Raw genomic sequence first — 24,979 nt, 5'->3', positions numbered from 1 at the left:
TTTAAAATGATATTATAACAACTGCTTCTTTAATACTATTGTAAGGAAGTTCTAATTTTTTACTTACAGTTTCTTTACCTTTTCCAATTTTCTTTGGCTCTCGAGCCTGCCATTCCAAGATTATTTTTTCATCATCCGCAAATGTAAGCTCCGCTTCGATTTCCTCTGAAGAAATAGTTTTCACTTTTAATGTTCTGCCTACATTTTTTTTGAACTGTCTCACCAATTTCAACGGACTCGAAACACCAGCAGATGCAACTTCTAAAGAAAAATCTTGTTCTTCTCGATCCAAAGAATTTTCGATTGCTCTACTAACATCGATACAATCTTGTAAATTTACACCCGAATCTCCATCTAAAGTAATGCTAATTTTATTAGTATCATTGATATTTAAATCAATCAAAAAAAGATGCTCACGTTCTGCTAATGCAGCATCTAACAACTCCTGAACTTTATTTCTAAACATCATACTTTTATAAAAAGAGGCACGCCTTGCGTGCCTCATAATCCTTTGTCTCTTAATTACGCAGCAAATATAATATATTTTTTTTGAATAAAAAAAAGATTGTCTATTTGGATATTATTTGTACCTTTAGGGTGTAATTTATTTACATGCTTATATAACCAAAAACAAACTTATGAAACGAATTTTAGTACCAACAGATTTTTCCAAACACGCAGATTATGCATTAAAAGTTGCCGCTCAGATTGCAAAAAATAATGACGGCGAAATCTTTTTACTACATATGCTTGAATTGCCATCAGCAGGTAATGACGCCCTTTCAAGAGCTCATGATATTCCTGAATTGATGTTTTTTAAGAATGCAGCAGTAGCCAAATTAGACGAAATCATGAACTCCAACTTTTTAGACGGGGTTAAAATATCTAAAATTATTCAATTTGAAATGGCTTTTGATGGAATTATCAAAAATGGAGAAACTCACAATATTGATTTAATCGTAATGGGATCTCACGGAGCAAGCGGATTTCAAGAAATGTTCATAGGCTCTAATACTGAGAAAGTTGTAAGAAATTCTAATGTCCCAGTGTTAGTTATCAAAAGAGAGGAATCTAATTTTAGTGCTGAAAAATTTGTTTTCGCCTCTGACTTCTCAGATGAAATTAAAAAACCATTTGAAAAAGTAGTTGATTTTGTAAACAAATTTAAATCTCACTTATATTTAGTAAACATTAATACTCCAAACAACTTTAAATCAACAAAAGTTGCTCAAAAGCAAATGGACGAATTTGTGTCAGAATTCAAAATAAACAATTTTTCCACTCACATCTATAATGATGTTAATGTTGAAAAAGGAATTTTACATTTTGCTAAAAGTATAGATGCGGATATTATAGGAATGAGCACACACGGCAGAAAAGGCCTATCTCACTTCTTTAACGGAAGCATAAGTGAAGATTTAGTAAATCACGCAAAACGACCTGTAATAACATTTAAAATCTAATGATTAGATTTTAAATTAAAAGACCTCATTTTGAGGTCTTTTTTTTTATTTAATTATTAAAAAAAGACATAAAAAAACTCCGCTAAAAATAGCGGAGTTTTGTTGGCCCACAAGGACTCGAACCTTGAATGACGGTACCAAAAACCGGAGTGTTACCATTACACCATAGGCCAATACCTAAACAACCTTTTCGATTGCGAGTGCAAATGTAATACATATTTTTTATTCTGCAAATTTTTCCAAAAAAAATATTAAAAAAATTATTTAACTAAAATAGTAAACAAAAAAATAGTTTCTTTGTAGGAGAATATAGAAAAACTATTTTATGAATTCATTCAACTTTAAAAAGTGGAACACCATTCTCGGTTGGGCTACTTTTATGGTAGCTTTAATTACTTATTCATTAACTGTTGAACCCACATTAAGTTTTTGGGATTGTGGTGAGTACATCGCTACCTCTGCTAATTTAGAAGTAGGGCATCCACCAGGAGCTCCTTTATTTCAAATGCTCGGTGCATTTTTTGCAATGTTTGCTTTAAGTGCTGACAAAATTGCGTTAATGGTAAATTATCTTTCTGTATTTTCAAGTGCATTTACCGTACTTTTCATGTTTTGGTCACTGACTATTTTATTAAGAAAATTAATTGTTGGAGAAAAAGAACTTTCTACTAACAATGCAGTAATGATATTAGGGAGTGCAGCCATATCGAGTTTGTCTTTTGCTTTTACAGATAGTTTTTGGTACAATGCTGTAGAAGCTGAAGTATATGCAATGGCAACTTTTTTAATTGCTTTATTGTTTTGGCTTGGTTTGCGTTGGGAACAAGAAATTAACACCCCTCGCGGAAATAAATGGTTGTTATTAATTTCATTAGTAATAGGTCTGTCATTTGGGGTGCACTTCATGGCATTATTAACCTTCCCAGCTATTGGATTTTTATATTTCTTTAAAAAATATAACAACATTACAATCAAGAGTTTCCTTATTGCCAATGTAGTAATTATTGCTATTTTGCTTTTCATTTTTAAGTTTTTATTACCCTACACATTGGCCTTTTTTGGTAAAACAGAAATCTTTATGGTTAATAGCTTAGGAATGCCATTTAATTCGGGAACCATTTTTGCTTTTATTCTAATTGTTGCTTCTTTCTATTTTGGATTAAATTACACCAAGAAAAAAGGATATGTTTTTTATAATACTTTAATTTTATCAACCTTATTCATATTGATAGGATTTTCTACTTGGATGATGTTGCCAATTCGAGCTAATGCTAACACTCCTATTAATGAAAACAAACCATCAGATGCAGCAGAAGTTTTAGCTTACTATAACCGTGAACAATACGGAGAACAAAAACTATTTTATGGACCTCAATTCTCTGATACCTACTCAGGTTTAGACCCAGAAAATCCATATTCTGATGAAAAACCAAACTATGAAAGAGATTATAAATCTGGCAAATATGTAATAACTAACGATTATATTAATGCCAAACAAAATACTGATGATGCTCATAAAGCATTTTTACCAAGAATGTGGAGCAGTGAGCACAGAGAAAATTATATGATTTTTACAGAGCCCTTAGAATTCAGAATCAATCCTGAATACGCTCATGAAGATGAATTAGTACAAATCGTTACTGAATTTAGAAAAGCATATCAAGCTGGAGAAATTAATGAAGGTGATTATGATAAATTCTTGAAAGGCTATGGAGAATATTTAATTGTTGAAAAACCATCATTCATCAACAATATGAAGTTCATGGTTCAATATCAATTTGGATACATGTACGTTCGTTATTTATTGTGGAATTTTGTTGGAAGACAAAGCGATGTTCAAGGAAAATACGACAATACAAACGGAAACTGGATAAGTGGAATTCCATTTATTGATGAAATACTAATAGGCACTCAAAAAAACCTACCTTCTGATATGCAAAACAATAAAGGAAGAAATACTTATTTCTTTTTACCTTTTATTTTGGCAGTCATTGGAATATTTTACCATGCTAAAAAAGACATTAAAAGTTTTTATGTATTATTAGTATTTTTTCTTTTTACAGGATTAGCATTAAAAATTTACCTTAATGAAAGACCATTTGAACCTAGAGAACGTGATTATGCTTTAGTTGGCTCTTTCTACGTGTTTGCTATGTGGATTGCTTATGGCGTGTATGCTATTTTTGACACATTAAAAAAATACATCCAACCAAAAGTTGCAATTCCTACTGTGTTAGTAATTTCATTATTGGCTTCACCTGTATTATTAGCAGCTGAGAACTGGGATGATCACGATCGCTCTAACAAAGACACTGCTTATACTATGGCAAAAGCTTATTTAGACTCTTGTGAACCAAATGCAATTTTGTTTACTATTGGAGATAACGATACTTTTCCTCTTTGGTATATGCAAGAAATTGAGGGCTATAGAACCGATATTAGAATCGTAAACACAAGTTTGTTTATGACTGATTGGTACATTGACCAAATGAAAATGAAAACGCATAATTCTGAACCCGTACCAAGTTCATTTCAAAGAAGTCAATACGTTGGAAATCATAGAGATTACAGCTTATTTGTAGAAAGAACTAAAGAGCCTTTAGTTTTAGACGAAATGATTAAATTCATTGCGTTAGAAGATGAAAGAGCTAAAATAGAATTAAATAACGGACGTAAAATGAACTACTTTCCTTCAAAAAAAGTAATTTATCCTGTGGACAAAGCGGCTGTTATTAAAAACAAAGTGGTTTCTGAAAAATACTATGATTCTATCGTTCCAGTAATCGAATTCGAAATAAAAGACGATGCATTATATAAAAATAGACTAATGATGTTAGACATCATCAATCAGAACAACTGGAAAAGACCTATTTATTTTACAGGAGGAAGTTTTGGTGAAGACGATTATTTATGGATGAAAGATTACCTTCAACTTGACGGTATGTGCTTTAAATTAGTTCCAATAAAAACCCCAACAGAATCACCAAGTCCAACTTCAATGGGATTGATTGATTCAGAAAAAATGTACAATATTGTTATGAAATGGGATTGGGGTAACAGCGGAAAACCTTTTATTTATCACGATCCAGAAACAAGAAAAAACAGTATAACATATAGAACTAATTTAGCTCGATTAATGGAAACTTTAATCAACGAAGGTAAACTAGACAAAGCCGAAAAGGTCATTAATTTAGCTATGCAAAAAATGCCAATTCAATATTTTGAATATTATTCTTTGTTAGAACCTTTTGCAGCCGGATATTACGAATTAGGTAAGAAAGACAAAGCTAGAGGCATAATTTCTGAAGTAATTAAAAAATATCAAGAGAATTTAAAATTCTATAGCGGTTGGAAACCAAGTGAGCAAAACTTTAATGCTATGGATATTGCTAATGACATTTACTATTACAGAGGTATGCTTCAAACGGCAAAGGCAGCTGACGATTTAGAATTTTACAATACTGAGAAAGCTAAATTTAACAACTATATTAAAGCATTTCTTCGTTTTGGTATAAAAATGGAATAATCAAATTCCAAAAGACAAAATGTTCCAAATAAAAATTGTTTGGAACATTTTTTTTAAAATTCATTTTACAAACATGAAGTTCAATTGGGTTAAAACACATCTTCTAATCAAAAAAATTTTTAAAAAACTGGTTTGGGATATCCCAAATTCAGAAAAAAAAATTTATTTAACTTTTGATGATGGTCCAATTCCAGTGGTAACCGAATGGGTTTTAGATCTTTTAAAATCAAATAATGTTAAAGCTACTTTTTTTTGCATTGGGGATAATATCAAAAAACATCCAGAAATTTATAAAAGAATACTTATTGAAGGCCATCAAACCGGAAACCACACTTTCAACCATTTAAACGGATGGAAAACTAAGACTAATCATTACATTGATAATTTCAAGTTGTGCGAAACTGAACACTTGAAACTGAACACCAAACACTCATTTTTATTTCGTCCTCCTTACGGAAAAATCAAACCTAAACAATCTAAAGCTATTCGTAATTTAGGTTATAAAATAATCATGTGGGATGTATTGAGTTGTGATTTTGACTCAAGCGTTTCTGAAGAAAAATGTTTAGAAAATGTAGTTTCTAATACGTCACAAGGAAGCATTATCGTATTTCACGATAGCCTTAAAGCAGAAAAAAATCTGAAATTTGCATTACCCAAAGCAATACAAATATTAAAAGATAAGGGGTTTGTTTTTGATGTAATTTCTTAGACTTGTTCTTGTACTAAAGAAATTAAAGTGTTAGCATCAAGTTCTCCACTTTGTCTCCATACCATTTGACCTTCTTTATAAATCATTAAAGTAGGTAAACCTTTAATACGAAGCGCTTCAGCTAACTCCTGATTTTTTTCGACATCAATTTTAATTACACGAGCTTTATCCCCTAGGGCAGCTGCAACATGACGAATTACTTCGTTCATGGCTATTGAAGGTTCATTCCACTCGGTAAAAAAATCGATAAGTACGGGTACTTGAGCATCGATAAGTTCTCCAAATTTTGACATAAATTGCATTTATTAGTATCAAAAATAACTATTTTCTCACGAAAATATTATACAAATGTAGCATTTTTAATGAATTACGCTACTTTTTCTCTTTTTTTTAGTTCAATTACCGTTATTTCAGGCATAATACCAACCCTTCCTGGATATGCATGGAAACCAAAACCGCGATTTACATAAACATATCTCCCAGCATTTTCATACAATCCGGCCCATTGTTTATAAACATATTGAACAGGACTCCATTTTACCCAACCTGGAATTTCAATTCCAAATTGTAAACCATGAGTATGACCCGAAAGTGTTAAATGATAATGATTGTCGTCATACTGAATTTTCTCATCCCAATGACTTGGATCGTGACTTAATACGATTTTGAAATCTTCTTTTCTTAGTCCTTGAGAAGCCAAATTCAAATCGCCACGTTCTCCAAATTTTCTTCCCCAGTTTTCAACTCCGACGATTGCTAATTCTTGATTATCTTTTTTGATTTTTACATGTTCATTCAACAACAATTTAAAATCAATTTTGTCATGAATTGCCTTTATATTTTCAAAATTTTGGATTTTATCTTGTTGGGAAGTCCAATTGATATATTCACCATAATCGTGATTTCCTAGCACTGAGTATTTTCCAAATTTCGGATTATGAATTCCTTTGAACGTTTCGATCCAAGGATCCATTTCGGTAGCATGTGTATTCACAATATCACCCGTAAATAAAACCATGTCCGAATTTTGCTCATTAATCAAATCAATGGCATATTGAATTTTTTCAGCATCATCAAAACTCCCACTATGAATGTCTGAAATATGGGTAATAGTTATCCCATCAAAAGCTTGTGGTAAATCTGAAAAATACAGAGTCTGTTTGATTACTTTAAAATTATACTTTCCTTGTAACATTCCATAAATAAAGGAAGCAAATGGAATTGCCGCAACCCCTAAAGCAACTTGACTCACAAATTTTCTTCTGTCTGGTAAAAAACCAGGCTCACTACTTTTGGAAAACAATCCTATTATTCCAGCAAAAAATCTAAAAATATCTTCGCTAAACAAGATAATTGTAACCAATAATTTGGGTACATAAAGTAATAATAACAACCCGAAAGTCATCATTGTTTGTGGTGTTTGCCCTACACTACGATCAAAATTAGTCAATTGATAAACGATATAAATCAAAGCAATTGCCGAAGTGATAAAGTAAAATACAAAAAATGCTTTGGATTTAATCAAAGTTTTAAATGCCTGGAAAGCATATACTTCCAATATTGCAACGAAAATTAAAAAAACAATCCAACGAATCATTAGCTCTTTTTTTTTTTGCAAAGTAACTACAACTTTGTCAATTCAATACGTATTTATTAAAATTTTAACGATAAAAAAAGGCTGTAAAACACAAGAGATTTACAGCCTTCAGAGATTAATAATTAAAACTATTTAAAAACCCAATCCCACTGCCATTGCAGTAACGCTAGGTGAAAAATTCACTACTCGAGTTGCAGCACCTGTTGTTAAATTAATTCTATAAACTGATTGTATTCCATTTACAGTTAAAATTGAGAATGCTTCATTACTATTTCCACCAATATCAAAACCATTCATAGATGAAGCAGTTACACCTAAACTACCAACTAAAACTAAAGTACCGTTGTTTGGTGGATTTTGCAAATATAAATTGTTGTTATTCGTATCAATTACGAAAAGTTGAGTGCTTGTACTTTGGGCAAAATTATTAGTATAAGCTGCAGCAGTTACAGATGGCGTTCCTGGATTTAAACTTCCATCCGTTGCCACAACCGTTCCTAAATCAGGGTGTAAACGTAAGTTTTGTCCAGTATTACTTACCAATCGAATTCTATCAACTGTTGGGTTAAAGTCGAAGCCGAAATCTGAACCAGAAAGTGCCGGAGTCAATCCAGAACCTACCGCTGTTACTTGTCCGTTTGCTGTATTTATTGTTAACAATCTACTTTGATTCGTTACCGCATATAAAGCACCGTTTGCTGGTCTAAAATCTAATCCTACAATTTGTTCATTTGCATTTAATCCTATCAAAGCAACCGAATTTGAAGAACCTAAAAGTGGATGAATTCTATATAACATGTTAGAAGAAGAAGTCGCATACGCAATTGGTTTCGATTTAAAAGCAACCTCAACAATTTGTTGTGAAAAAGTTCCTATCCAACGCGCTTTTCCTGTCATCAAACTAATCGTATACAATCTTGATTCGTTATTCTTATTGTTTACAGCCATTGCATAGTTAGAATCAGGTAAAATATCCAATCCGCCAGTTCCTTCAAAATCTACTTCTAAAGCGCCTACTTCTTGAAGTCCTCCGTCATTTGGTGGATTTTGAACATATAATTTATCTGTTGCATAATCAATATCATATAATAAAGTAGCAGTACTTCCTGCAAAACTATTTGAATATGCAATCGATTCAATTCTTGCGTTAGCTACACCATTAATACTTCCGTCAGTAGCCACCACAGTTCCTAACTCTGGGTGTAATCTTAAATTTTGACCATTGTTAGACACCAAACGAATTCTATCCACCGTTGGATTAAAATCAATTGAACTTGAAGTCCCTGCAATTTGAGGTGAAAATGGAGCTGTACCAAGTGGCGTTGCTAATCCCGAAGTTTCGTTAATAATGTACAAGCGACTTGTAGAACCTAAACCATACAATTGGCCTGTTGCCGGACGATAATCAATACTGATAATATTTTCTCCAGATGGCAATCCTGTAATGGCTAAATTTCGAATTGGAGAAGCTAAATTTCTCGCATTGAAATAAATTACTTTATTGTCATTGCTCAAGGCGGAAAATTCTACAAGGGGAGCCACTTCAGGCATTGGAGTTGGCTCTGGTTGCGGCATTGGAGCGGTATCATCATCCGAACATGCTACAAAAATTGTCAAAAGACTCATCAGTAAAACTGATTTCACAGGAAATAAAATTTGTTTCATAATTAATTTGTTTTTCTTCACTTACGAAAAACAGGAAATCATGGTTTTATTTTTCTAATATTTTTTCTGAAATAAACAAAAAAGCCCAAAAACCTATATATTTTTATAACTTTGAAAAAATATAGAATTGCATAATTATGTCACAAAAACGTCTTTTTTTACTCGATGCCTATGCCTTAATTTTTAGAGGTTACTACGCTTTTATTAAAAACCCAAGAATCAATTCTAAAGGAATGGATACTTCTGCCATTATGGGATTCATGAATTCTTTAATGGATGTAATTAAACGCGAAAAACCAGATCATTTAGCGGTGGCGTTTGATAAAGGCGGAAGCGATTACCGTTTCGAAATGTATCAAGAATACAAAGCGCATCGTGACGAAACTCCTGAAGCAATTAAAATTGCAGTTCCATACATTCAAGAATTATTAAAAGCAATGCATATTCCAATTATCGAAAAAGCAGGTTTTGAAGCCGACGATTTGATTGGAACTTTAGCGAAACAAGCCGAAAAAGAAGGTTTTCAAGTGTTCATGGTAACACCAGATAAGGATTTTGCTCAATTGGTTTCGGAAAATATTTTCATGTACAAACCTGCTCGAATGGGGAATGATATCGAGATTTGGGGAATTCCCGAAGTCTTAGAAAAATTTGAAATCGAGCGTCCAGAACAAGTAATTGATTTCTTAGGAATGATGGGCGATTCTGCCGATAATATTCCAGGATTACCTGGCGTGGGAGAAAAAACGGCTAAAAAATTCTTGGCAGAATATGGCACTCTGGAAAATTTATTAGCCAACACGCATCAACTAAAAGGTGCAATGAAAGAAAAAATCGAGGCAAACAAAGAACTAGGGCTTTTATCGAAAAAATTAGCCACTATCCTACTCGATTGTCCAGTTACTTTTGATGCGACCGATTTCGAACTATCAAAACCTGATGTAGAAAAAACGGATGCGATTTTTCAAGAATTAGAATTCCGTCAGATGAAAGCGCAATTTGATAAGTTATTCGGTTCTGGAAAAGAATATGATGAAATTGATAATAACGGAAATACTTCTGAAATTCCACAACCTACTAAAAAAGCGCCTGCAAAAAAATCAAACGAAGACCAATTTGATTTATTCGGTTTTAGTGATGAATCGGATGAATCAACTGCGAATCATTCGTATTATGCAACTTTAGAAAACACTACGCATTTCTATCAAATTGCTCAAGGTGATTTACCAGTAAAATTGTTAATGCAGAATTTATTGAATCAAACTTCGGTTTGTTTTGATACCGAAACTACTGGGATTGACGCTTTGAATGCTGAATTAGTAGGAATCTCGTTCTCTTTCGAAAAAGGAAAAGGGTTTTATGTTCCGTTTCCCGAAAATCAGGAAGAAGCCCAGACGTTAATTGAAAAATTCAGACCATTCTTCGAAAATGAAAACATCGAAAAAATTGGTCAGAACATGAAATACGACTTGAAAATTCTTTCGAATTACAACATTCAAGTCAAAGGGAAATTATTCGACACCATGATTGCTCATTATCTAATTAATCCAGATATGCGACATAATATGGATGTTTTGTCGGAAACCTATTTGAAATATTCGCCAAAATCAATCGAAACCTTAATTGGTAAAAAAGGGAAAAATCAATTGTCGATGCGCGATGTTCCTTTGGAAGATATCAAAGAATATGCAACCGAAGATGCTGATATTACCTTCCAACTAAAAGAACATTTCCAACCGATTTTAGAAAAAGTAGGTACAAAAAAATTGTTCGACGAAATCGAAATTCCGCTAGTTCCTGTTTTAGCCGATATGGAAAAAGAAGGGATTCGTTTGGATGTGGAATTTCTAAAAAGTATGTCGGTTGACATGCAAAAAGAAATCGATGCGTTAGAACAACAAATCTATGAAACCGCTGGTGAGAAATTCAATTTGGCTTCTCCAAAACAGTTGGGCGATATTTTATTCGACAAACTAAAAATTGGTGGTGCAAAACAAAAGAAAACCAAAACCGGTCAATATGCCACAGGCGAAGACGTGTTGAGTTATTTGGCTAACGAACATCAAATTGTACGCGATATTTTAAAATGGCGCCAAATGGTGAAATTGCAAAGCACGTATATTGATGCTTTACCAAATCAGGTCGATAAAAAAACTGGTCGTGTGCATACCGATTACATGCAAACAGTTGCCGCTACAGGTCGTTTGAGTTCGAACAATCCGAATTTACAAAACATTCCAATTCGTACCGAAAGAGGAAGACAAATTAGAAAAGCCTTCATTGCGCGCGATGAAAATTACACGCTACTTTCTGCCGATTATTCTCAAATTGAATTGCGTATTATTGCGGCTTTGTGTGGTGAAGAAAATATGATTAAAGCGTTTCAAAATCACGAAGATATTCACAAAAGTACAGCTGCAAAAGTGTTCAATGTGCCTTTAGACGAAGTTACCAAAGAGCAAAGAAGTCACGCGAAAACCGTGAACTTCGGAATTATTTATGGCGTTTCGGCATTTGGATTGAGCAACCAAACCAACTTATCAAGAAAAGAAAGTGCGGATTTAATTGAAGCATATTACAAAACGTATCCAAGATTAAAATCGTTCATCCAAGAACAAGTAGATTTTGCTAGAGAAAACGGTTATGTGGAAACCATTTCAGGAAGAAGACGTTATTTAAAAGACATCAACTCAGCCAACGCCATTGTTCGTGGTGGTGCGGAACGAAATGCGGTAAATGCACCAATTCAAGGTTCGGCTGCGGATATCATCAAAATTGCGATGATTAACATTCATAAAAAACTGACTTCTGAAAACTGGAAATCTAAAATGTTATTGCAAGTACATGACGAATTAGTATTTGACGTGCATAACTCTGAATTAGAAAAAATCCAACCGATGATCAAACATGAAATGGAAAACGCCTTTAAAATGGCAGTTCCGTTAGATGTGGAAATTGGATTGGGTAAAAATTGGTTGGAAGCGCATTAGGAAAGTGTTCAGTGAACAGTAGCAGTTGGCAGTTGGATTAGTTTTGTCTTTCATTTAAAATCTTATATAATTTCAAACCCGATACGTTTCAAAACCTATCGGGTTTATTTTTTGAAAACATTTTGCTATCTCAAATAATATTTAGATATTTGTCTAAATATATAAATTATTATGAACGCCATTTTCAAAGCCTTAAACGACGAAACCAGAAGAGATATTCTGGAATTGCTGCGCAAACAGGAAATGACGGCTGGCGATATTGCGGACCAATTTCATATTTCAAAACCTAGTATTTCGCATCATTTGGATATTTTAAAACGTGCCGATTTAGTCACGAGCGAGAAAAAAGGACAATTTGTAGTCTATTCTTTAAACACTACAATTGTTGACGACATTTTAAAATGGATTATTACTCTAAAAAAATAAATTATGGAGAAGTTTAAAAAAGAAATTCCGTTTTTAGCAATTGCATTAATTCCTTTTGCTTATCTAATTTACATTTGGAATCGTTTACCAGAAAAGGTTCCAATGCATTGGAATGGCGCTGGGGAAATTGATCGCTATGGCGATAAAAAAGAACTTCTTGTAATGTTATTCATGTTAGTTGGAATCACTTATTTTGTTTTTCTTATTATTCCTTCTATTGACCCAAAACAAAAATTACAAAACATGGGCAACAAACTGAATAATTTACGAATGATTCTTACTTTATTCATGTCGGGTTTAGCGGTTTTTATTTTGTATAGTGTTCAACAAAAAAGTAGCAATCCCGGATTTGTATTTGCAATTATTGGCTTGCTTTTTGCTTTCCTTGGTAATTATTTCAAAACCATAAAACCAAATTATTTCATCGGAATTAGAACACCTTGGACGTTAGAAAACGAAGAAGTTTGGAAAAAAACACATGAATTGGGCGGAAAACTATGGTTTGTAGGCGGACTTTTAATGGCATTGACATTTGTATTACCAAACGAAATGCAATTGTATACTTTTTTAGGAATTACTGGCGTTATTACCATTGTTCCAATAGTGTATTCGTATTTGGTATTCAAAAAAATCAAAAATAAATAACAAAATTATATCTTAGCTACTAATAAGAAAATAACATAAAATGAAAAAATTACTTCTTTTTGTATTCGCTTTTTCTAGTTTTACTTTTGCGCAAGATAAGTTCACCCGTATGGATAGTTTGTTGAACTATTTATACGAAAACAATAAATTCATGGGTTCGTTAACCATTCGTGAAGGTGAAAATGTAGTTTTTAATAAAGCCTATGGTTTTGCCGATGTTGAAAAAAATAGCAAAGCCGATCGTTTAACACGTTATAAAATAGGCTCGATTTCTAAAACTTTCACTGCGGTAATGGTGATGCAATTAATCGAAGAGAAAAAATTGACTTTACAAACCAAATTGAATCGTTTTTATCCAAAAATACAAAATGCCGAAAAGATTTCGATTTATGATTTATTACACCACAGAACAGGAATTGTAGATTACGTAAATCAGGATGCTAGTTTTCATGCTTCTTTGGACAAAAAACACTCTAAAGAAGATATTTTAAAAGTAATTGCTTCTTACGAACCTATTTTTGAGCCTGGAAGTAAATATCAATACAGCAATTCTAACTTTTTTATTTTAGGTTGTATTATCGAAAAGTTGACTAAAAAATCATACGAGGAAAATTTACAAAATCGAATCGTTAAAAAAGCTGAATTAGGAACTTACGAAAACAAAACCGAAATGACCGCTAAAGGTGCGGTTACTAATAAAGTTTTCGTTCCAACTACCTATTATGTAGAAGACGCAACAAATACAGCAAACAAAGAAAGTTATTCCTATTATTTTGATGGCACTAATTGGATGAAATCACCAGAAAATCATAATTCGATTCCGTTTGCTTCTGGTGGTATTACTTCTACTCCTGCTGATTTGACAAAATTTATTCATGCGCTTTTCAATGGAAAATTAGTTAGCCCAACTTCTTTAGACCAAATGAAAGAAATTAAAGAAGGTTACGGAAAAGCCTTAATTCAGTTTCCTTTTGGCGAAAGACGTTTTTATGGTCATGGTGGAAAAATTGAGAATTTCAGTTCGATGTTAGGTTATTATCCAACCGAAAAATTGAGTTTTTCTTTGATTTCAAATGGAGATAATTTTGAACAAAACGATATTATCATTGGAATTTTAAGTATTTATTATAAAATGCCGTTCCCCTTTCCAAAGTTCATGATAATGGATAAAGCAGAATTAGCAAAATTGATTGGAACTTATGTTTCAAAAGATTTACCTTTGAAAATTACAATTTCTGAAAAAAAAGGTGAATTATCAGCGCAAGCTACAGGACAAGGTGCTTTCCCTTTAACATTTAAAGAAGAAAAGACTTTTGTTTTTGCCCCAGCAGGAATTGAAATGGTTTTTGGAGATAATTCGTTCGTGCTAATTCAGAGCGGAATGAAGATTAACTTTACAAAAGAATAAAGATGCAAAACACTATCGCTACCATCAAAAGCATTACCAATAGTAAATATCTCGATATCATTGGAGTGGTTTTGGTGGTGGGCGTTTCGGTATATTTAGAATATTATAAAACTACGTTCGATTTTAGTTTTGATGGAAAAAGTTATTCTTTTTACTTAGGTTATTTTTCCATTTTAAACACTTGCTTATCCATGATGGCGACGCGATTGGTGACCAAGAAAAACAATATTGGGAATTTAATTAGTACTTGCAATACCTTATTAAGTGGAAGTATCGATTATCTTTTGGGAAATATTGGTGCAATTTTAACCTATCCCGTTTCGTTTTTTGGAAATTATTTTGCATTCCGAATTTGGAAAAAGAAACAATATTTGAATGCGATTGATAGCATCTTTTTCCGAAATATGGCAATTGGGTTACTGCTCTCGTTAGTCTTGAACTACATTGCTTTCACCACTTTCTCAGACAAAGCGATTGATTGGAAATTATTCTTCGCTATTGCCATTCCGGCTGGAATTAGTTTTTGCGGCACCTTTAATATAGGAAGAATGTATCCTGACAATTGGATCAACTGGCAAGTTTATAATTTATTCAAAATTGTACAAAACGTAATGCTAATGAACATTGCCAACACTGCAAAGTATGTGTTTTATATGTTCAATGCGATTTTAGGTTATATAACTTGGAAGGATGATAAAGCGAAACAGTTATAACTTCCTCGTAGATTCTCTCTGACGTAACTCTGTTTTAATCACCACGGTTTGCGGTTGATAAAACTCGTCTTTAGAATTCAATTTGTGAATTAATAATTCGGCTGCTCTAGCTCCAATTTCTGGCGCATGTTGGCTCACGGTTGATAGACTCGGTGTTAATCGTCTTGACCAAACACCATCGGCAAAACCTATAATATTCAATTCTTCTGGAATTTTAATTCCTTGTTTCATTGCCATTTTCATTGAAGCAGTTGAACTATGTTCGTCTAACGCGAAAATAGCATCCATTTTTTTCGAAGCAATCAACTGTTTTAATTTCACATCGAAGTCTTCTATTGCAGTTTCTAGAATAATTAACCTATCATCAACAAGGACATTAGCATCAGAAAGCGCTTTTTGATAACCTTCAAATCGCAACTTACCAACACTCAAATTAGGAATCGTAGAAAGTAAAGCAATTTTTTTACTCCCTAAGTTTATCAAATGAGTCGTAGCATGATAAGCTGAATCAAAATCATCTACAACCACTTTATCGCAATTAATACCATCTGCTACTCTATCAAATAAAACAATTGGTGTACCACTAATAATAATATCTTTAAAATGTTTATAATCTTTTAAAGATTGCGTTTCTTCGGCAATAGCAACTATAAAACCGTCAATAGTACCATTGTTCAACATGTCCATCACTTGCTTCTCTTTAGTAAAAGACTCATTTGAAATACCCGTAATAACATTGTAACCGTTGGCAAGAGCAACTTTTTCAATACCAGTAAAAACTTTTGCAAAAAAAGGATTTAGTATATTAGGAATAATGAATCCAATAGTATTTGTACGTTGATTTTTTAGATTCTTAGCAATACTATTAGGTTTATAATTCTGCAAAGCAGCGTACTCTTGAATCTTTATCTTAGTAGCCTCACTAATTTCTGAACTATCGCTTAATGCTTTAGATACAGTAGATATTGATACACCAAATTCGAGTGCTATTTGTTTTAGAGTTGCTTTTGGTCTCATATACATAAGTTAGGATGTAAAAATAATATAATTCTCTCATTCTTAGAAAGAAGTTTAAATATATTTTAGTTAAAAACGTGATGTTTAATTAATTATAAAAAATAATATTTTACATAAGTGATTTGCAATTCTAATAAATAATTGTACTTTTGCACTCCCTTTATTGGGAATGGAATGTTTAATTTAAATTAATTATTGTGAACACATTAAGCTACAAGACAGTATCAGCTAACAAAGCTACTGCAGACAAGCAGTGGATTGTTGTAGACGCTGAAGGTCATAACTTAGGTCGTTTATCTACAAAAGTAGCGATGCTTTTAAGAGGTAAATACAAACCAAGTTATACACCGCACGTTGACTGTGGAGATAACGTAATCGTTATCAATGCAGAAAAAATCAACCTTACTGGTAACAAATTAGAGGACAAAACTTACGTTCGTCACACAGGTTACCCAGGAGGACAAAGAACTTTAACTGCTAAAGTAATGCAACAAAAAAATCCTGCATTATTAGTAGAAAAAGCTATCAAAGGAATGTTACCTAAAAACAAATTAGGTGCTGAATTATTCCGTAATTTAAATGTATATGTAGGTCCTGAGCACAAACATGCAGCTCAATCACCTAAAACCGTTAACCTAAACGATCTTAAGTAATGGGAGTTATTCACAAAATCGGTAGAAGAAAATGCGCTGTTGCACGTGTTTATGTTTCAGAAGGAACAGGAAAAATCACTGTAAACAAAAGAGAATTCACTAACTACTTCCCAACTGCAACTTTACAGTACAAAGTTTTACAACCAATGTCTATGACAGAAAATGTATCAAACTTTGACGTTAAAGTAAACGTATATGGTGGTGGTTCAACAGGACAAGCAGAAGCTGTAAGAATGGCTATTGCTAGAGCAATGTGTGAAGTTGAGGCTGAAAACAGAGCTATCCTTAAACCAGAAGGATTATTAACAAGAGATCCTAGAATGGTTGAACGTAAAAAATTCGGTCAGAAAAAAGCACGTAAGAGATTCCAATTCTCAAAACGTTAATATTCGATATTTATCAGAATATTTTTTCAGATTTATTTTTATAATTAAAATTGAATTAAAAACAAAGTTGTCGATATTCCTTGTAAAAAGGGAATTAGTTTAGCATCTAAATTTTCAAGACTAACGCAAGTGACTACTTGAAAATTGCTAATCACGGAACGTAAACTATTACACAATGGCAAACAAAATTGACGTTAAAGAGTTATTAGAAGCAGGTGTACACTTCGGACACATGACTCGTAAATGGGACCCAAACATGGCTCCTTACATTTATATGGAGCGTAATGGTATTCATATCATTAACCTATATAAAACTGCAGCTAAAATTGAAGAAGCTAACGAAGCTTTGAAAAAAATTGCTGCCTCTGGTAGAAAAGTATTATTCGTTGCTACCAAAAAACAAGCGAAAGATATCGTTGCTGAAAAAGCAGCAGCTTGTAACATGCCTTACATCACTGAAAGATGGCCAGGTGGTATGTTAACTAACTTCGTAACTATCCGTAAAGCTGTTAAGAAAATGGCTTCTATTGATAGAATGAAGAAAGACGGTACTTTCATGACTTTATCTAAAAAAGAAAGATTACAAGTTGATCGTTTAAGAGCTAAGTTAGAGAAAAACTTAGGTTCAATTGCAGATATGTCTAGATTACCAGCTGCATTATTCGTAGTTGACGTAAAAGCGGAGCATATCGCTGTTAAAGAAGCTCAAAAATTAAACATTCCAGTGTTCGCAATGGTAGATACGAATTCGGATCCACGTCCAATTGACTTCGTAATTCCTGCAAATGACGATGCTTCTAAATCAATTGAAAAAGTTTTATCATTAGTTTCTTCTGCTATCGTAGAAGGTCTTTCTGATAGAAAAGTTGAAAAAGATGAATTACCAGCTAAAGAAGTAGAAGCTACTGAAGCTCCTGCTACTGAAACTGAAGCATAAATCAATTAATTCCAAGAATTAAATTCCAAATTCCAAACTTGTTCTAACTTTTCGTTAGCAATTTAGTAAAATTGGAATTTGGGATTTAGTAATTGGAATTTTTACTTTTATAAACAACAAATAAAAAAAATACAAAATGGCAAATATTACTGCTGCAGACGTAAATAAATTAAGAACTATCACTGGTGCTGGAATGATGGATTGTAAAAAAGCATTAGTGGAGGCTGAAGGAGATTTCGATTTAGCTATCGAAAACTTAAGAAAAAAAGGTCAAAAAGTAGCTGCTAACCGTTCAGATAGAGAATCTACTGAAGGTGCTGCTGTTGCTGTTATCAACGCTGATAAAACTGCGGGTGTTGCAATCACATTAAACTGTGAGACTGACTTCGTAGGTAAAAACGAATCATTCGTTAAATTAGCAAATGATTTAGCTAACCAAGCTTTAAACTATGCTACTAAAGAAGAATTATTAGCTTCTGATTTCAATGGAATCACTGTTGCTGAGAAATTAATCGAACAGACTGGTGTTATCGGTGAAAAAATCGAAATCGGTGCTTTCGAAAGATTAGAAGGAGCTTTCGTAGGTTCTTACATCCACGCTGGTAAAATCGCTACATTAGTAGCGCTATCTGCTAACGTTGCTGGTGCTGAAGAAGCTGCTAAAAACGTAGCAATGCAAGCTGCTGCTATGAACCCAATTGCTTTAAACGAAGCTGGAGTTGATGCTGCAATCATTGAAAAAGAAATTGAAATCGCTAAAGAACAATTAAGAGCGGAAGGAAAACCAGAAGCAATGTTGGATAACATTTCTAAAGGTAAAATCCAACGTTTCTACAAAGATAATACTTTAGTAAACCAAGATTTCATCAAAGACAGTTCAATGAGTGTTGCTGCTTATATTAAATCAGTAAATGCAAACTTAACTGTAACTGGATTTAGCAGAGTTGCTTTAGGATAATTATATTCTAAACTTTTAAATACAAAACCTTAATTCTTTAACAAGAGTTAAGGTTTTTTTCTTTTTAAAATACTGTATATTTGGGTAAACGAAAAAAGAAAATAGCTTTGAAAAAAATTGCTCTTCTATTAGCCCTGCTATCAGCTTCATTATTTGCTCAAGAAAAAAAATACCAAAGTTTATTATGGGAAATTAGTGGAAATGGACTCCAAAAAAAATCATACGTTTATGGATCTATGCACGTAAGCGATAAAGTTTCATATCATTTATCAGATAACTTTTTTAAACATCTTCAAGAAGCAGATATTATCGCTAATGAAAGTGAACCTAGAACATGGACTTCACTATTTGATTTATTTAGTTTTTATAGTCAATACATAAACCAAGGGAAATTCTACAGCAAATTCTATATTCAACCACTTGAAAAAAACGACTTATATCCCCTATTCAAAAGCAGTAATTACAACCTTATAAGTTTACTTACCCGAACCGATGAAGCACAAAAAGACTACCAAGAAGAAACCTATTTGGATATGTTTATCTATAGAACAGGTAGAAAATTCAACAAAAAAACGGTGGGTTTAGAAGATGTAAAACAATCTACACTGAACATCATGATGGCACAAGCAAAAATGGATGAAAGTGAAGTCGATAAAAACCGTCAGGCTATTTTAAAAATCGTAAAAAACAAATCGTATGATCAAGCTTTAAATGATTTCTACCGTGAAAAAGACTTAGACATGATTGATTCTTTAACTATGTTAAGTTCGCCTAAATCATTCCTCAAAGCCATGTTGTTTGACCGTAATATTGAAATGGTAAAAAACATGGATTCTATCATGAAAACGGGAAGTTTATTTAGTGCCATTGGAGCGGCTCACTTACCTGGTCCTAATGGCGTTATCGAATTATTACGGGCAAAAGGTTATAAGGTAACTCCAGTTTTTGGGAATTATACCGAAAAAGGAAAGGCAGTCAAAAAGCAAATTGAAGAATACTTCACCAAACCAGAATTAAAAAACAAAACCACAGCCGATGGTATGATTTCACTTCCTCTTTTTGAAATCGTACTTGAAAACGGAGAAGATTTAGAATCCCCAGATTTGGCAAATGGTGGTTTTATTAATGTTAAAAGAAAACCCTTGAATGATTTTATCAACAAGAAGGATAAAACATTTAATATCAAAACATTAGATAGTTTGTTTTATGAAAACATTCCGGGAGAAATTTTAGAAAAAAAATCCTACCAAGAAAAAAATTATTGGGTATACGATTTAAAAAGCAAAACCAAAACCGGCAACGCACAACGCTATCGATACTACATTACTCCACTTGAAATCATAGCAGTAATTATGGGAGGAGAAGGTGATTATGTAAGACGATTCGAAGAAGAAATTTTTTCAAAAATTGAAATCAAGGAAAGTAAAACTAATTGGGAAACTATTCGTCCACGAAAAGGAAGTTTTACCGTTGAAATTCCAGCCTATAACAGCTATTCAGGAAATAAAAACAATGGAAAAGATAATTCTGATATTACTATAACCGCATTAGACGAAAAGAAAAAAAGTTTCTATTTTCTAATCGAGAAAACGCTTTCGGAAATTGATAATTTGGAAAATTCAGAATATGAGTTAAAACGTATTCATCAAGAATTTTACAACCAACACAAATTGGATTCCACACAAACAAAATTTAACAAGGGAAGAACAGTTTTCTATTCTAAATCGAAAATTGAGAACAAAGAAGTCCAGCTCAAAACTGTATTAAACGGGAATAAATATTACCTTTTAGGATCTGTGAATTCTGAAGAAAATGACACCAAACGTTTCTTCGAATCTTTTACGATGCAACCTACTATAGATTCTGAAAGTTATAAAACTTTTAGAGATTCGATAAATCATTTTAGCATTGAAATTCCAAAAAAGCAAAACGAACATTTGGATTTCTTAATTGAAAATGAAATAAATAATGGCACAAAAAAGAAAAATCACTTTACCGCTAAATCAAAAAACTATCAATTCTTAGGTAGTAATGGCTCAATCATTCAACTCAATTATTACAAATACCATCGCTATGAGAATGAAAAATCAATAGATAGTATTTGGAACGAATACCGAAAAAAAATCACAGGTGATAAATTCATCAATCAAAAACAAGAAAATGATGCCAATTATGGCGACATAATTGAAGTAGCAGTACCAGACTTGGATGTGAATCTACCAGCGCATTATTTAGAATCTAATTGGAATTCGCAACTGTTCCCAAAAGAAGAAAAACTGAAAATAATAGAGGAAAAAATCAACTCAGACAATAACGTACATACTTTCGAAGCTTTAGTTTCAAAGAACAACTCGAAACAAGCCATTAAATACAAGCTTCTTATAAAAGGAAACAATGTTTATGAATTATCTACTTTGGTTGCAAAAAATAACGAAAATGTAGATCCTTTTGTAGAAAAAACGTTCAATTCTATTCGTTTAGAAAACAAAGATTCTGAAAATATTTTTGAAAACAAAATGGATTTATTCTTGAATGACGTTCTTAGTAAACACGATAGCATCCGATACTCTGCACTGAAATCAATTGAATATTTAAAGATTGAAAAAGAGGATTTACCTAAGTTCAAAATATTATTAAACACCTTTAAATTTAGAGATGATGAGACTGAAGTTTTGGGCGAATTATATGAAAAACTCGGAAGAATTAAAACTCCTGAAGTAATTGCTTATCTAGAAAACGTTTACAAAAAAGAAGACGTAAACACAGTAATTCAGTTTGCTATCCTTCGTGCCTTAACGCTACAAAAAAGCAAAGAAGCATATAAAAAAATAGTAGAATTGTTAGAATATGATTTACCCATTTCGGATAATGAATATGAAATAATTGGATTATTCAACCAATTTGAGGAAGATTTAGAAAACAGTCAGGTTTTATTTCCAAATATATTTCAATATTTCAGTATTAAAGAATATCATGAACCCATTGTGTCTTTAACTCACAAACTTTTGATAAAAAAGTATGGAAATGCTAAAAAAATAAAATCATTCAAAAAAATGCTCTTAACCAATGCTAAACTCGAATTTAAGCGTTTAGCTAGTTGGAAAAACAAGCAAAACATAAAATCTGAAGACGAAGAAGAATATTATGAAAATGAGGCGCCTATTGAAAACTTCATAAGTTATTACACTATCTTACACCCTTTTAAAACCGACAAAGAAGTTGTTCAATTATTTAAAAAAGCAAGCGAATTAAATATTGACGAATTAGATTTGGCTTTTGCCGAAGTTCAATTGGAAAAAAACAATCAAGTTGAAGAAAATACGTTGAATAAAATTCTAAAAAATGAAAAAACACAATTCGTAGGATTTTTAATGATGCACCATGCAAAAGACAACTCTTTTTTAAACAAATTTGATGCAAAAGAAATTGCTATGGCAGCTGTAATCTATTCTGAAAATATTGATAATAAAAAAGATTCTTTAACATTCTATGATTCAAAAGAAGTAAAATTTAATGGGAAAAAAATCATGTATTTTTTCTTTAAAAAGTTAAATATTGAAGAAAATTCATATAAGTCTAATCAAAAAAAAATTAGCGGAATTGCTTTCATAACTGAAAACGGAAAAATAAATATCAAAGAGTTTTATAAATTAAGCGCTAAAACCTATTTAGAAGAAAAGGAAATTGAAAATTTAATAAAAGGAATGATTGATGAATCCTTAAATGATAATCACAAAAGGGCCTCCTTTGGTAAGCAAAAAAAAGGGAATTCATTGTTTAATGATTTATATGTAGAAGAATATTAGTATGTTTCAAAGAAGAAAAGATATAGTTTACGTTATATTAGCTGGGATTTTTATCACCAACGCTTTAGTTGCAGAATTAATTGGTGGAAAGTTAATTTACATAGGAGAAGTTGTAATGAGTTTAGGTATTTTACCTTGGCCAATCGTATTCATCACAACCGATTTAATCAATGAATATTTTGGCGAAAAAGGAGTAAAAAAACTCTCCTTAATCACTGCAGGATTAATAGCCTATACGTTTTTTCTGTTGTTAATTGGACTTCAAATTCCTGCGGTTAAGGGAGATGGTTTGATAACAGACGAACAATTCACAGCTGTTTTTGGACAAAGTATGTGGATTATCGTGGGAAGTATTACCGCTTTTTTGGTGTCTCAATTAATTGATGTTACCGTTTTTCATTTTGTTAGAAACCGAACAGGCAAAAAAATGATTTGGTTAAGAAGTACCGGGTCAACCATAATTTCACAACTTTTTGATAGTTTTATCGTTCTTGGAATTGCTTTTTGGTTACCTGGAAAAATCGATACCAAAATGTTTATTGCATCCGCATTAACAGGTTATACAGTTAAGTTATTAATTGCTGTTGGATTAACGCCTTTTATTTACCTTGGTCATTATTTAATTGAAAAATACTTAGGTAAAGATGGAAAATAAAACCCGTTGCGCTTGGTGCGAAAAAGACGACTTATATAGAAATTACCACGATAACGAATGGGGAAAACCAGTATATGACGATAAAACTATTTTCGAATTTTTGATTTTAGAAACCTTTCAGGCGGGATTGAGTTGGTATACAGTGTTATCGAAAAGGGAAAATTTTAGAAAAGCATTTGATAATTTCGATTTAATTAAAATAGCGAATTATTCGGAAGAAAAAATGAATAAATTAGCGCAAAATCCCGGAATCATAAGAAATAAATTAAAAATTAAAGCCACAATTACTAATGCGCAAGCATTTTTAAAGGTGCAGAAAGAATTTGGAACTTTTTCTAAATACATTTGGGGATTTGTAGATGGAAAACCCATAGATAATCAACCTAAAAACTTAAGCGAAGTTAAAGCCACCACTCCTATTTCAGATGCTTTAAGTAAAGATTTAAAAAAACGCGGATTCAAATTCGTAGGCTCAACTGTGGTTTATGCTCACATGCAAGCAACTGGAATGGTGAATGATCATGTAATAGATTGCTGGACTAGAAATAAAAATTATGAATAACGACCCACTTCACGGAAAATCTTTAAAAACTATTGTAGAACAATTGGTTGATTTTTATGGTTTCGACACTTTAGCTAAACTCATAAACATCAACTGTTTTAAAGAAAATCCATCCATAAATTCAAGTTTGAAATTCTTGAGAAAAACCGATTGGGCAAGGGAAAAAGTAGAGGAATTGTATGTTAGGACTTTACCTAAATTTTAACTCCTCAACACCATCAAAAAATCTTCACGATCAATTTCTACGCAACCTAAACTTGCTAAATGATTATTGTAAACTTGGCAATCTAACAATCGATAATTCGCCATTTCTAATTGTTTTGCTAAAGCAATGAAAGCCATTTTACTCGCATTAGAAACTTTAGAAAACATACTTTCGCCACAAAAAACGTGACCTAAGTCAACGCCATACAAACCACCCACTAACTCACCATCTTTCCAAACCTCAACACTTTTAGCGATACCTAATTCATGAAGTTTACAATAGGCTTCAACCATATTATCAGTAATCCAAGTGCCAGGCTGGTCTTTTCTTGAAATCTTTTTACAATTTAGAATAACATCTCTGAAAGCAGTGTTAAAAGTAACTTTGAACTTTCTTTGATTGATAATATTTCGCATGCTTTTTGAAATCTTCAAATCTTCAAAAAACAAAACCATACGTTCTGGGGGACTCCACCATAAAATGGGTTCATCTTCTTCAAACCATGGAAAAATTCCCGAATTATAGGCTAAAACTAATCGTTCTGGAGACAAATCACCTCCTATCGCAACAATTCCTTCTGGAGAAGCAGTTTGTACAGGTGGAAAATATAATTCTTTGGTTAAATAGTACATCTCTTTAAATTTAGAATTCAGAA

The 24,979-nt window shown here is 32.3% G+C and carries 22 protein-coding genes and 1 tRNA gene; 16 read left to right on the top strand and 7 right to left on the bottom strand.

The window, feature by feature from the left end; all coding sequences use genetic code 11:
• Position 1: 1 nt before the first annotated feature.
• A complete protein-coding gene (gene rimP / locus NAT47_RS00665) occupies positions 2 to 469 on the bottom strand; it encodes a ribosome assembly cofactor RimP (RefSeq protein WP_250579439.1) in 468 nt (155 codons plus the stop codon).
• A gap of 169 nt (positions 470 to 638) precedes the next feature.
• Between rimP and NAT47_RS00660 the strand changes: the two genes are divergently transcribed.
• The gene (locus NAT47_RS00660; protein ID WP_250579437.1) at positions 639 to 1,463 is read left to right on the top strand and encodes a universal stress protein; all 825 of its coding nucleotides are present in this window, start codon (positions 639 to 641) and stop codon (positions 1,461 to 1,463) included.
• Between the two features lie 102 nt (positions 1,464 to 1,565).
• On the opposite strand, the gene NAT47_RS00655 is transcribed toward NAT47_RS00660, so the two are convergent.
• Positions 1,566 to 1,636: transfer RNA gene (locus NAT47_RS00655), tRNA-Gln, on the bottom strand.
• Positions 1,637 to 1,788: 152 nt separating this feature from the next.
• Here NAT47_RS00655 and NAT47_RS00650 point away from each other — a divergent pair.
• Together NAT47_RS00650 and NAT47_RS00645 are read left to right on the top strand one after the other, a co-directional pair.
• The gene (locus NAT47_RS00650; RefSeq protein WP_250579435.1) at positions 1,789 to 4,989 is read left to right on the top strand and encodes a glycosyltransferase family 117 protein; all 3,201 of its coding nucleotides are present in this window, start codon (positions 1,789 to 1,791) and stop codon (positions 4,987 to 4,989) included.
• A 73-nt stretch (positions 4,990 to 5,062) separates the two neighbouring features.
• A complete protein-coding gene (locus NAT47_RS00645; RefSeq protein WP_250579433.1) occupies positions 5,063 to 5,701 on the top strand; it encodes a polysaccharide deacetylase family protein in 639 nt (212 codons plus the stop codon).
• Here NAT47_RS00645 and NAT47_RS00640 read toward each other — a convergent pair.
• The 3 genes from NAT47_RS00640 to NAT47_RS00630 all read right to left on the bottom strand — a co-directional run bounded on the left by NAT47_RS00640 (position 5,698) and on the right by NAT47_RS00630 (position 8,963).
• Positions 5,698 to 5,994 (bottom strand): thioredoxin family protein, encoded by a 297-nt coding sequence (locus tag NAT47_RS00640; RefSeq protein ID WP_250579431.1) that lies wholly within the window; start codon positions 5,992 to 5,994, stop codon positions 5,698 to 5,700. The genes NAT47_RS00645 and NAT47_RS00640 overlap by 4 nt on opposite strands.
• A 74-nt stretch (positions 5,995 to 6,068) precedes the next feature.
• Positions 6,069 to 7,298, bottom strand: coding sequence for a metallophosphoesterase (locus NAT47_RS00635; protein WP_250579429.1), 1,230 nt, complete (start codon positions 7,296 to 7,298; stop codon positions 6,069 to 6,071).
• Between the two features lie 132 nt (positions 7,299 to 7,430).
• Positions 7,431 to 8,963 carry a DUF4394 domain-containing protein gene (locus tag NAT47_RS00630; RefSeq protein ID WP_250579427.1) on the bottom strand — a complete coding sequence of 511 codons (1,533 nt, stop codon included), beginning with the start codon at positions 8,961 to 8,963 and terminating at the stop codon, positions 7,431 to 7,433.
• A 137-nt stretch (positions 8,964 to 9,100) separates the two neighbouring features.
• Here NAT47_RS00630 and polA point away from each other — a divergent pair, with 137 nt between their 5' ends.
• The 5 genes from polA to NAT47_RS00605 all read left to right on the top strand — a co-directional run bounded on the left by polA (position 9,101) and on the right by NAT47_RS00605 (position 15,145).
• The gene (gene polA, locus NAT47_RS00625) at positions 9,101 to 11,953 is read left to right on the top strand and encodes a DNA polymerase I (protein ID WP_262918723.1); all 2,853 of its coding nucleotides are present in this window, start codon (positions 9,101 to 9,103) and stop codon (positions 11,951 to 11,953) included.
• A 171-nt stretch (positions 11,954 to 12,124) separates the two neighbouring features.
• Entirely contained in the window at positions 12,125 to 12,379 is a 255-nt protein-coding gene (locus tag NAT47_RS00620; RefSeq protein WP_111566189.1) for an autorepressor SdpR family transcription factor, read from the top strand.
• Positions 12,380 to 12,382: 3 nt separating this feature from the next.
• Positions 12,383 to 13,024, top strand: a complete 642-nt coding sequence (locus NAT47_RS00615) for an SdpI family protein (protein WP_250579426.1) — start codon at positions 12,383 to 12,385, stop codon at positions 13,022 to 13,024.
• Between the two features lie 40 nt (positions 13,025 to 13,064).
• Positions 13,065 to 14,432: a serine hydrolase domain-containing protein gene (locus NAT47_RS00610; protein ID WP_250579425.1), complete on the top strand. Its 1,368-nt coding sequence runs from the start codon at positions 13,065 to 13,067 to the stop codon at positions 14,430 to 14,432.
• Positions 14,433 to 14,434: 2 nt separating this feature from the next.
• Entirely contained in the window at positions 14,435 to 15,145 is a 711-nt protein-coding gene (locus NAT47_RS00605; RefSeq protein WP_250579424.1) for a nicotinamide mononucleotide transporter family protein, read from the top strand.
• On the opposite strand, the gene NAT47_RS00600 is transcribed toward NAT47_RS00605, so the two are convergent.
• Entirely contained in the window at positions 15,140 to 16,162 is a 1,023-nt protein-coding gene (locus NAT47_RS00600; RefSeq protein ID WP_250579423.1) for a LacI family DNA-binding transcriptional regulator, read from the bottom strand. The two genes, NAT47_RS00605 and NAT47_RS00600, sit on opposite strands and share 6 nt — an antisense overlap.
• Before the next feature lie 197 nt (positions 16,163 to 16,359).
• On the opposite strand from NAT47_RS00600, the gene rplM reads away from it, so the two are divergent.
• The 8 genes from rplM to NAT47_RS00560 all read left to right on the top strand — a co-directional run bounded on the left by rplM (position 16,360) and on the right by NAT47_RS00560 (position 24,324).
• Positions 16,360 to 16,815, top strand: coding sequence for a 50S ribosomal protein L13 (gene rplM / locus NAT47_RS00595; protein WP_250579422.1), 456 nt, complete (start codon positions 16,360 to 16,362; stop codon positions 16,813 to 16,815).
• Positions 16,815 to 17,201 (top strand): 30S ribosomal protein S9, encoded by a 387-nt coding sequence (rpsI, locus tag NAT47_RS00590; RefSeq protein ID WP_111566195.1) that lies wholly within the window; start codon positions 16,815 to 16,817, stop codon positions 17,199 to 17,201. Before rplM ends, rpsI begins: the two co-directional genes overlap by 1 nt.
• 175 nt (positions 17,202 to 17,376) lie before the next feature.
• Complete coding sequence (gene rpsB, locus NAT47_RS00585) at positions 17,377 to 18,138, top strand: 30S ribosomal protein S2 (protein WP_111566196.1); 762 nt, start codon at positions 17,377 to 17,379, stop codon at positions 18,136 to 18,138.
• A 136-nt stretch (positions 18,139 to 18,274) separates the two neighbouring features.
• Positions 18,275 to 19,096, top strand: a complete 822-nt coding sequence (gene tsf / locus NAT47_RS00580; protein ID WP_250579421.1) for a translation elongation factor Ts — start codon at positions 18,275 to 18,277, stop codon at positions 19,094 to 19,096.
• A gap of 107 nt (positions 19,097 to 19,203) precedes the next feature.
• Positions 19,204 to 22,902, top strand: a complete 3,699-nt coding sequence (locus tag NAT47_RS00575; protein WP_250579420.1) for a TraB/GumN family protein — start codon at positions 19,204 to 19,206, stop codon at positions 22,900 to 22,902.
• Between the two features lies 1 nt (position 22,903).
• Positions 22,904 to 23,557, top strand: a complete 654-nt coding sequence (locus NAT47_RS00570) for a queuosine precursor transporter (protein WP_250579419.1) — start codon at positions 22,904 to 22,906, stop codon at positions 23,555 to 23,557.
• Positions 23,547 to 24,119 carry a DNA-3-methyladenine glycosylase I gene (locus NAT47_RS00565; protein ID WP_250579418.1) on the top strand — a complete coding sequence of 191 codons (573 nt, stop codon included), beginning with the start codon at positions 23,547 to 23,549 and terminating at the stop codon, positions 24,117 to 24,119. The genes NAT47_RS00570 and NAT47_RS00565 overlap by 11 nt, the downstream gene beginning before the upstream one ends.
• Complete coding sequence (locus NAT47_RS00560; RefSeq protein WP_250579417.1) at positions 24,112 to 24,324, top strand: VF530 family protein; 213 nt, start codon at positions 24,112 to 24,114, stop codon at positions 24,322 to 24,324. Before NAT47_RS00565 ends, NAT47_RS00560 begins: the two co-directional genes overlap by 8 nt.
• On the opposite strand, the gene aat is transcribed toward NAT47_RS00560, so the two are convergent.
• Positions 24,321 to 24,956 carry a leucyl/phenylalanyl-tRNA--protein transferase gene (aat, locus tag NAT47_RS00555; protein WP_250579416.1) on the bottom strand — a complete coding sequence of 212 codons (636 nt, stop codon included), beginning with the start codon at positions 24,954 to 24,956 and terminating at the stop codon, positions 24,321 to 24,323. The two genes, NAT47_RS00560 and aat, sit on opposite strands and share 4 nt — an antisense overlap.
• Positions 24,957 to 24,979 lie beyond the last annotated feature (23 nt).

This window comes from Flavobacterium fragile (genome assembly GCF_023634865.1).
GTDB lineage: Bacteria > Bacteroidota > Bacteroidia > Flavobacteriales > Flavobacteriaceae > Flavobacterium > Flavobacterium fragile.
Note: the sequence above shows the minus strand (reverse complement) of the source record. Positions and strands in the feature narration are given on the sequence as shown.

Coding starts and splice junctions, on each gene's coding strand:
- rimP (WP_250579439.1), bottom strand. CDS start 469: ATGATGTTTAGAAATAAAGTTCAGGAGTTGTTAGATGCTGCATTAGCA.
- NAT47_RS00660 (WP_250579437.1), top strand. CDS start 639: ATGAAACGAATTTTAGTACCAACAGATTTTTCCAAACACGCAGATTAT.
- NAT47_RS00650 (WP_250579435.1), top strand. CDS start 1,789: ATGAATTCATTCAACTTTAAAAAGTGGAACACCATTCTCGGTTGGGCT.
- NAT47_RS00645 (WP_250579433.1), top strand. CDS start 5,063: ATGAAGTTCAATTGGGTTAAAACACATCTTCTAATCAAAAAAATTTTT.
- NAT47_RS00640 (WP_250579431.1), bottom strand. CDS start 5,994: ATGTCAAAATTTGGAGAACTTATCGATGCTCAAGTACCCGTACTTATC.
- NAT47_RS00635 (WP_250579429.1), bottom strand. CDS start 7,298: ATGATTCGTTGGATTGTTTTTTTAATTTTCGTTGCAATATTGGAAGTA.
- NAT47_RS00630 (WP_250579427.1), bottom strand. CDS start 8,963: ATGAAACAAATTTTATTTCCTGTGAAATCAGTTTTACTGATGAGTCTT.
- polA (WP_262918723.1), top strand. CDS start 9,101: ATGTCACAAAAACGTCTTTTTTTACTCGATGCCTATGCCTTAATTTTT.
- NAT47_RS00620 (WP_111566189.1), top strand. CDS start 12,125: ATGAACGCCATTTTCAAAGCCTTAAACGACGAAACCAGAAGAGATATT.
- NAT47_RS00615 (WP_250579426.1), top strand. CDS start 12,383: ATGGAGAAGTTTAAAAAAGAAATTCCGTTTTTAGCAATTGCATTAATT.
- NAT47_RS00610 (WP_250579425.1), top strand. CDS start 13,065: ATGAAAAAATTACTTCTTTTTGTATTCGCTTTTTCTAGTTTTACTTTT.
- NAT47_RS00605 (WP_250579424.1), top strand. CDS start 14,435: ATGCAAAACACTATCGCTACCATCAAAAGCATTACCAATAGTAAATAT.
- NAT47_RS00600 (WP_250579423.1), bottom strand. CDS start 16,162: ATGAGACCAAAAGCAACTCTAAAACAAATAGCACTCGAATTTGGTGTA.
- rpsI (WP_111566195.1), top strand. CDS start 16,815: ATGGGAGTTATTCACAAAATCGGTAGAAGAAAATGCGCTGTTGCACGT.
- rpsB (WP_111566196.1), top strand. CDS start 17,377: ATGGCAAACAAAATTGACGTTAAAGAGTTATTAGAAGCAGGTGTACAC.
- tsf (WP_250579421.1), top strand. CDS start 18,275: ATGGCAAATATTACTGCTGCAGACGTAAATAAATTAAGAACTATCACT.
- NAT47_RS00570 (WP_250579419.1), top strand. CDS start 22,904: ATGTTTCAAAGAAGAAAAGATATAGTTTACGTTATATTAGCTGGGATT.
- NAT47_RS00565 (WP_250579418.1), top strand. CDS start 23,547: ATGGAAAATAAAACCCGTTGCGCTTGGTGCGAAAAAGACGACTTATAT.
- NAT47_RS00560 (WP_250579417.1), top strand. CDS start 24,112: ATGAATAACGACCCACTTCACGGAAAATCTTTAAAAACTATTGTAGAA.
- aat (WP_250579416.1), bottom strand. CDS start 24,956: ATGTACTATTTAACCAAAGAATTATATTTTCCACCTGTACAAACTGCT.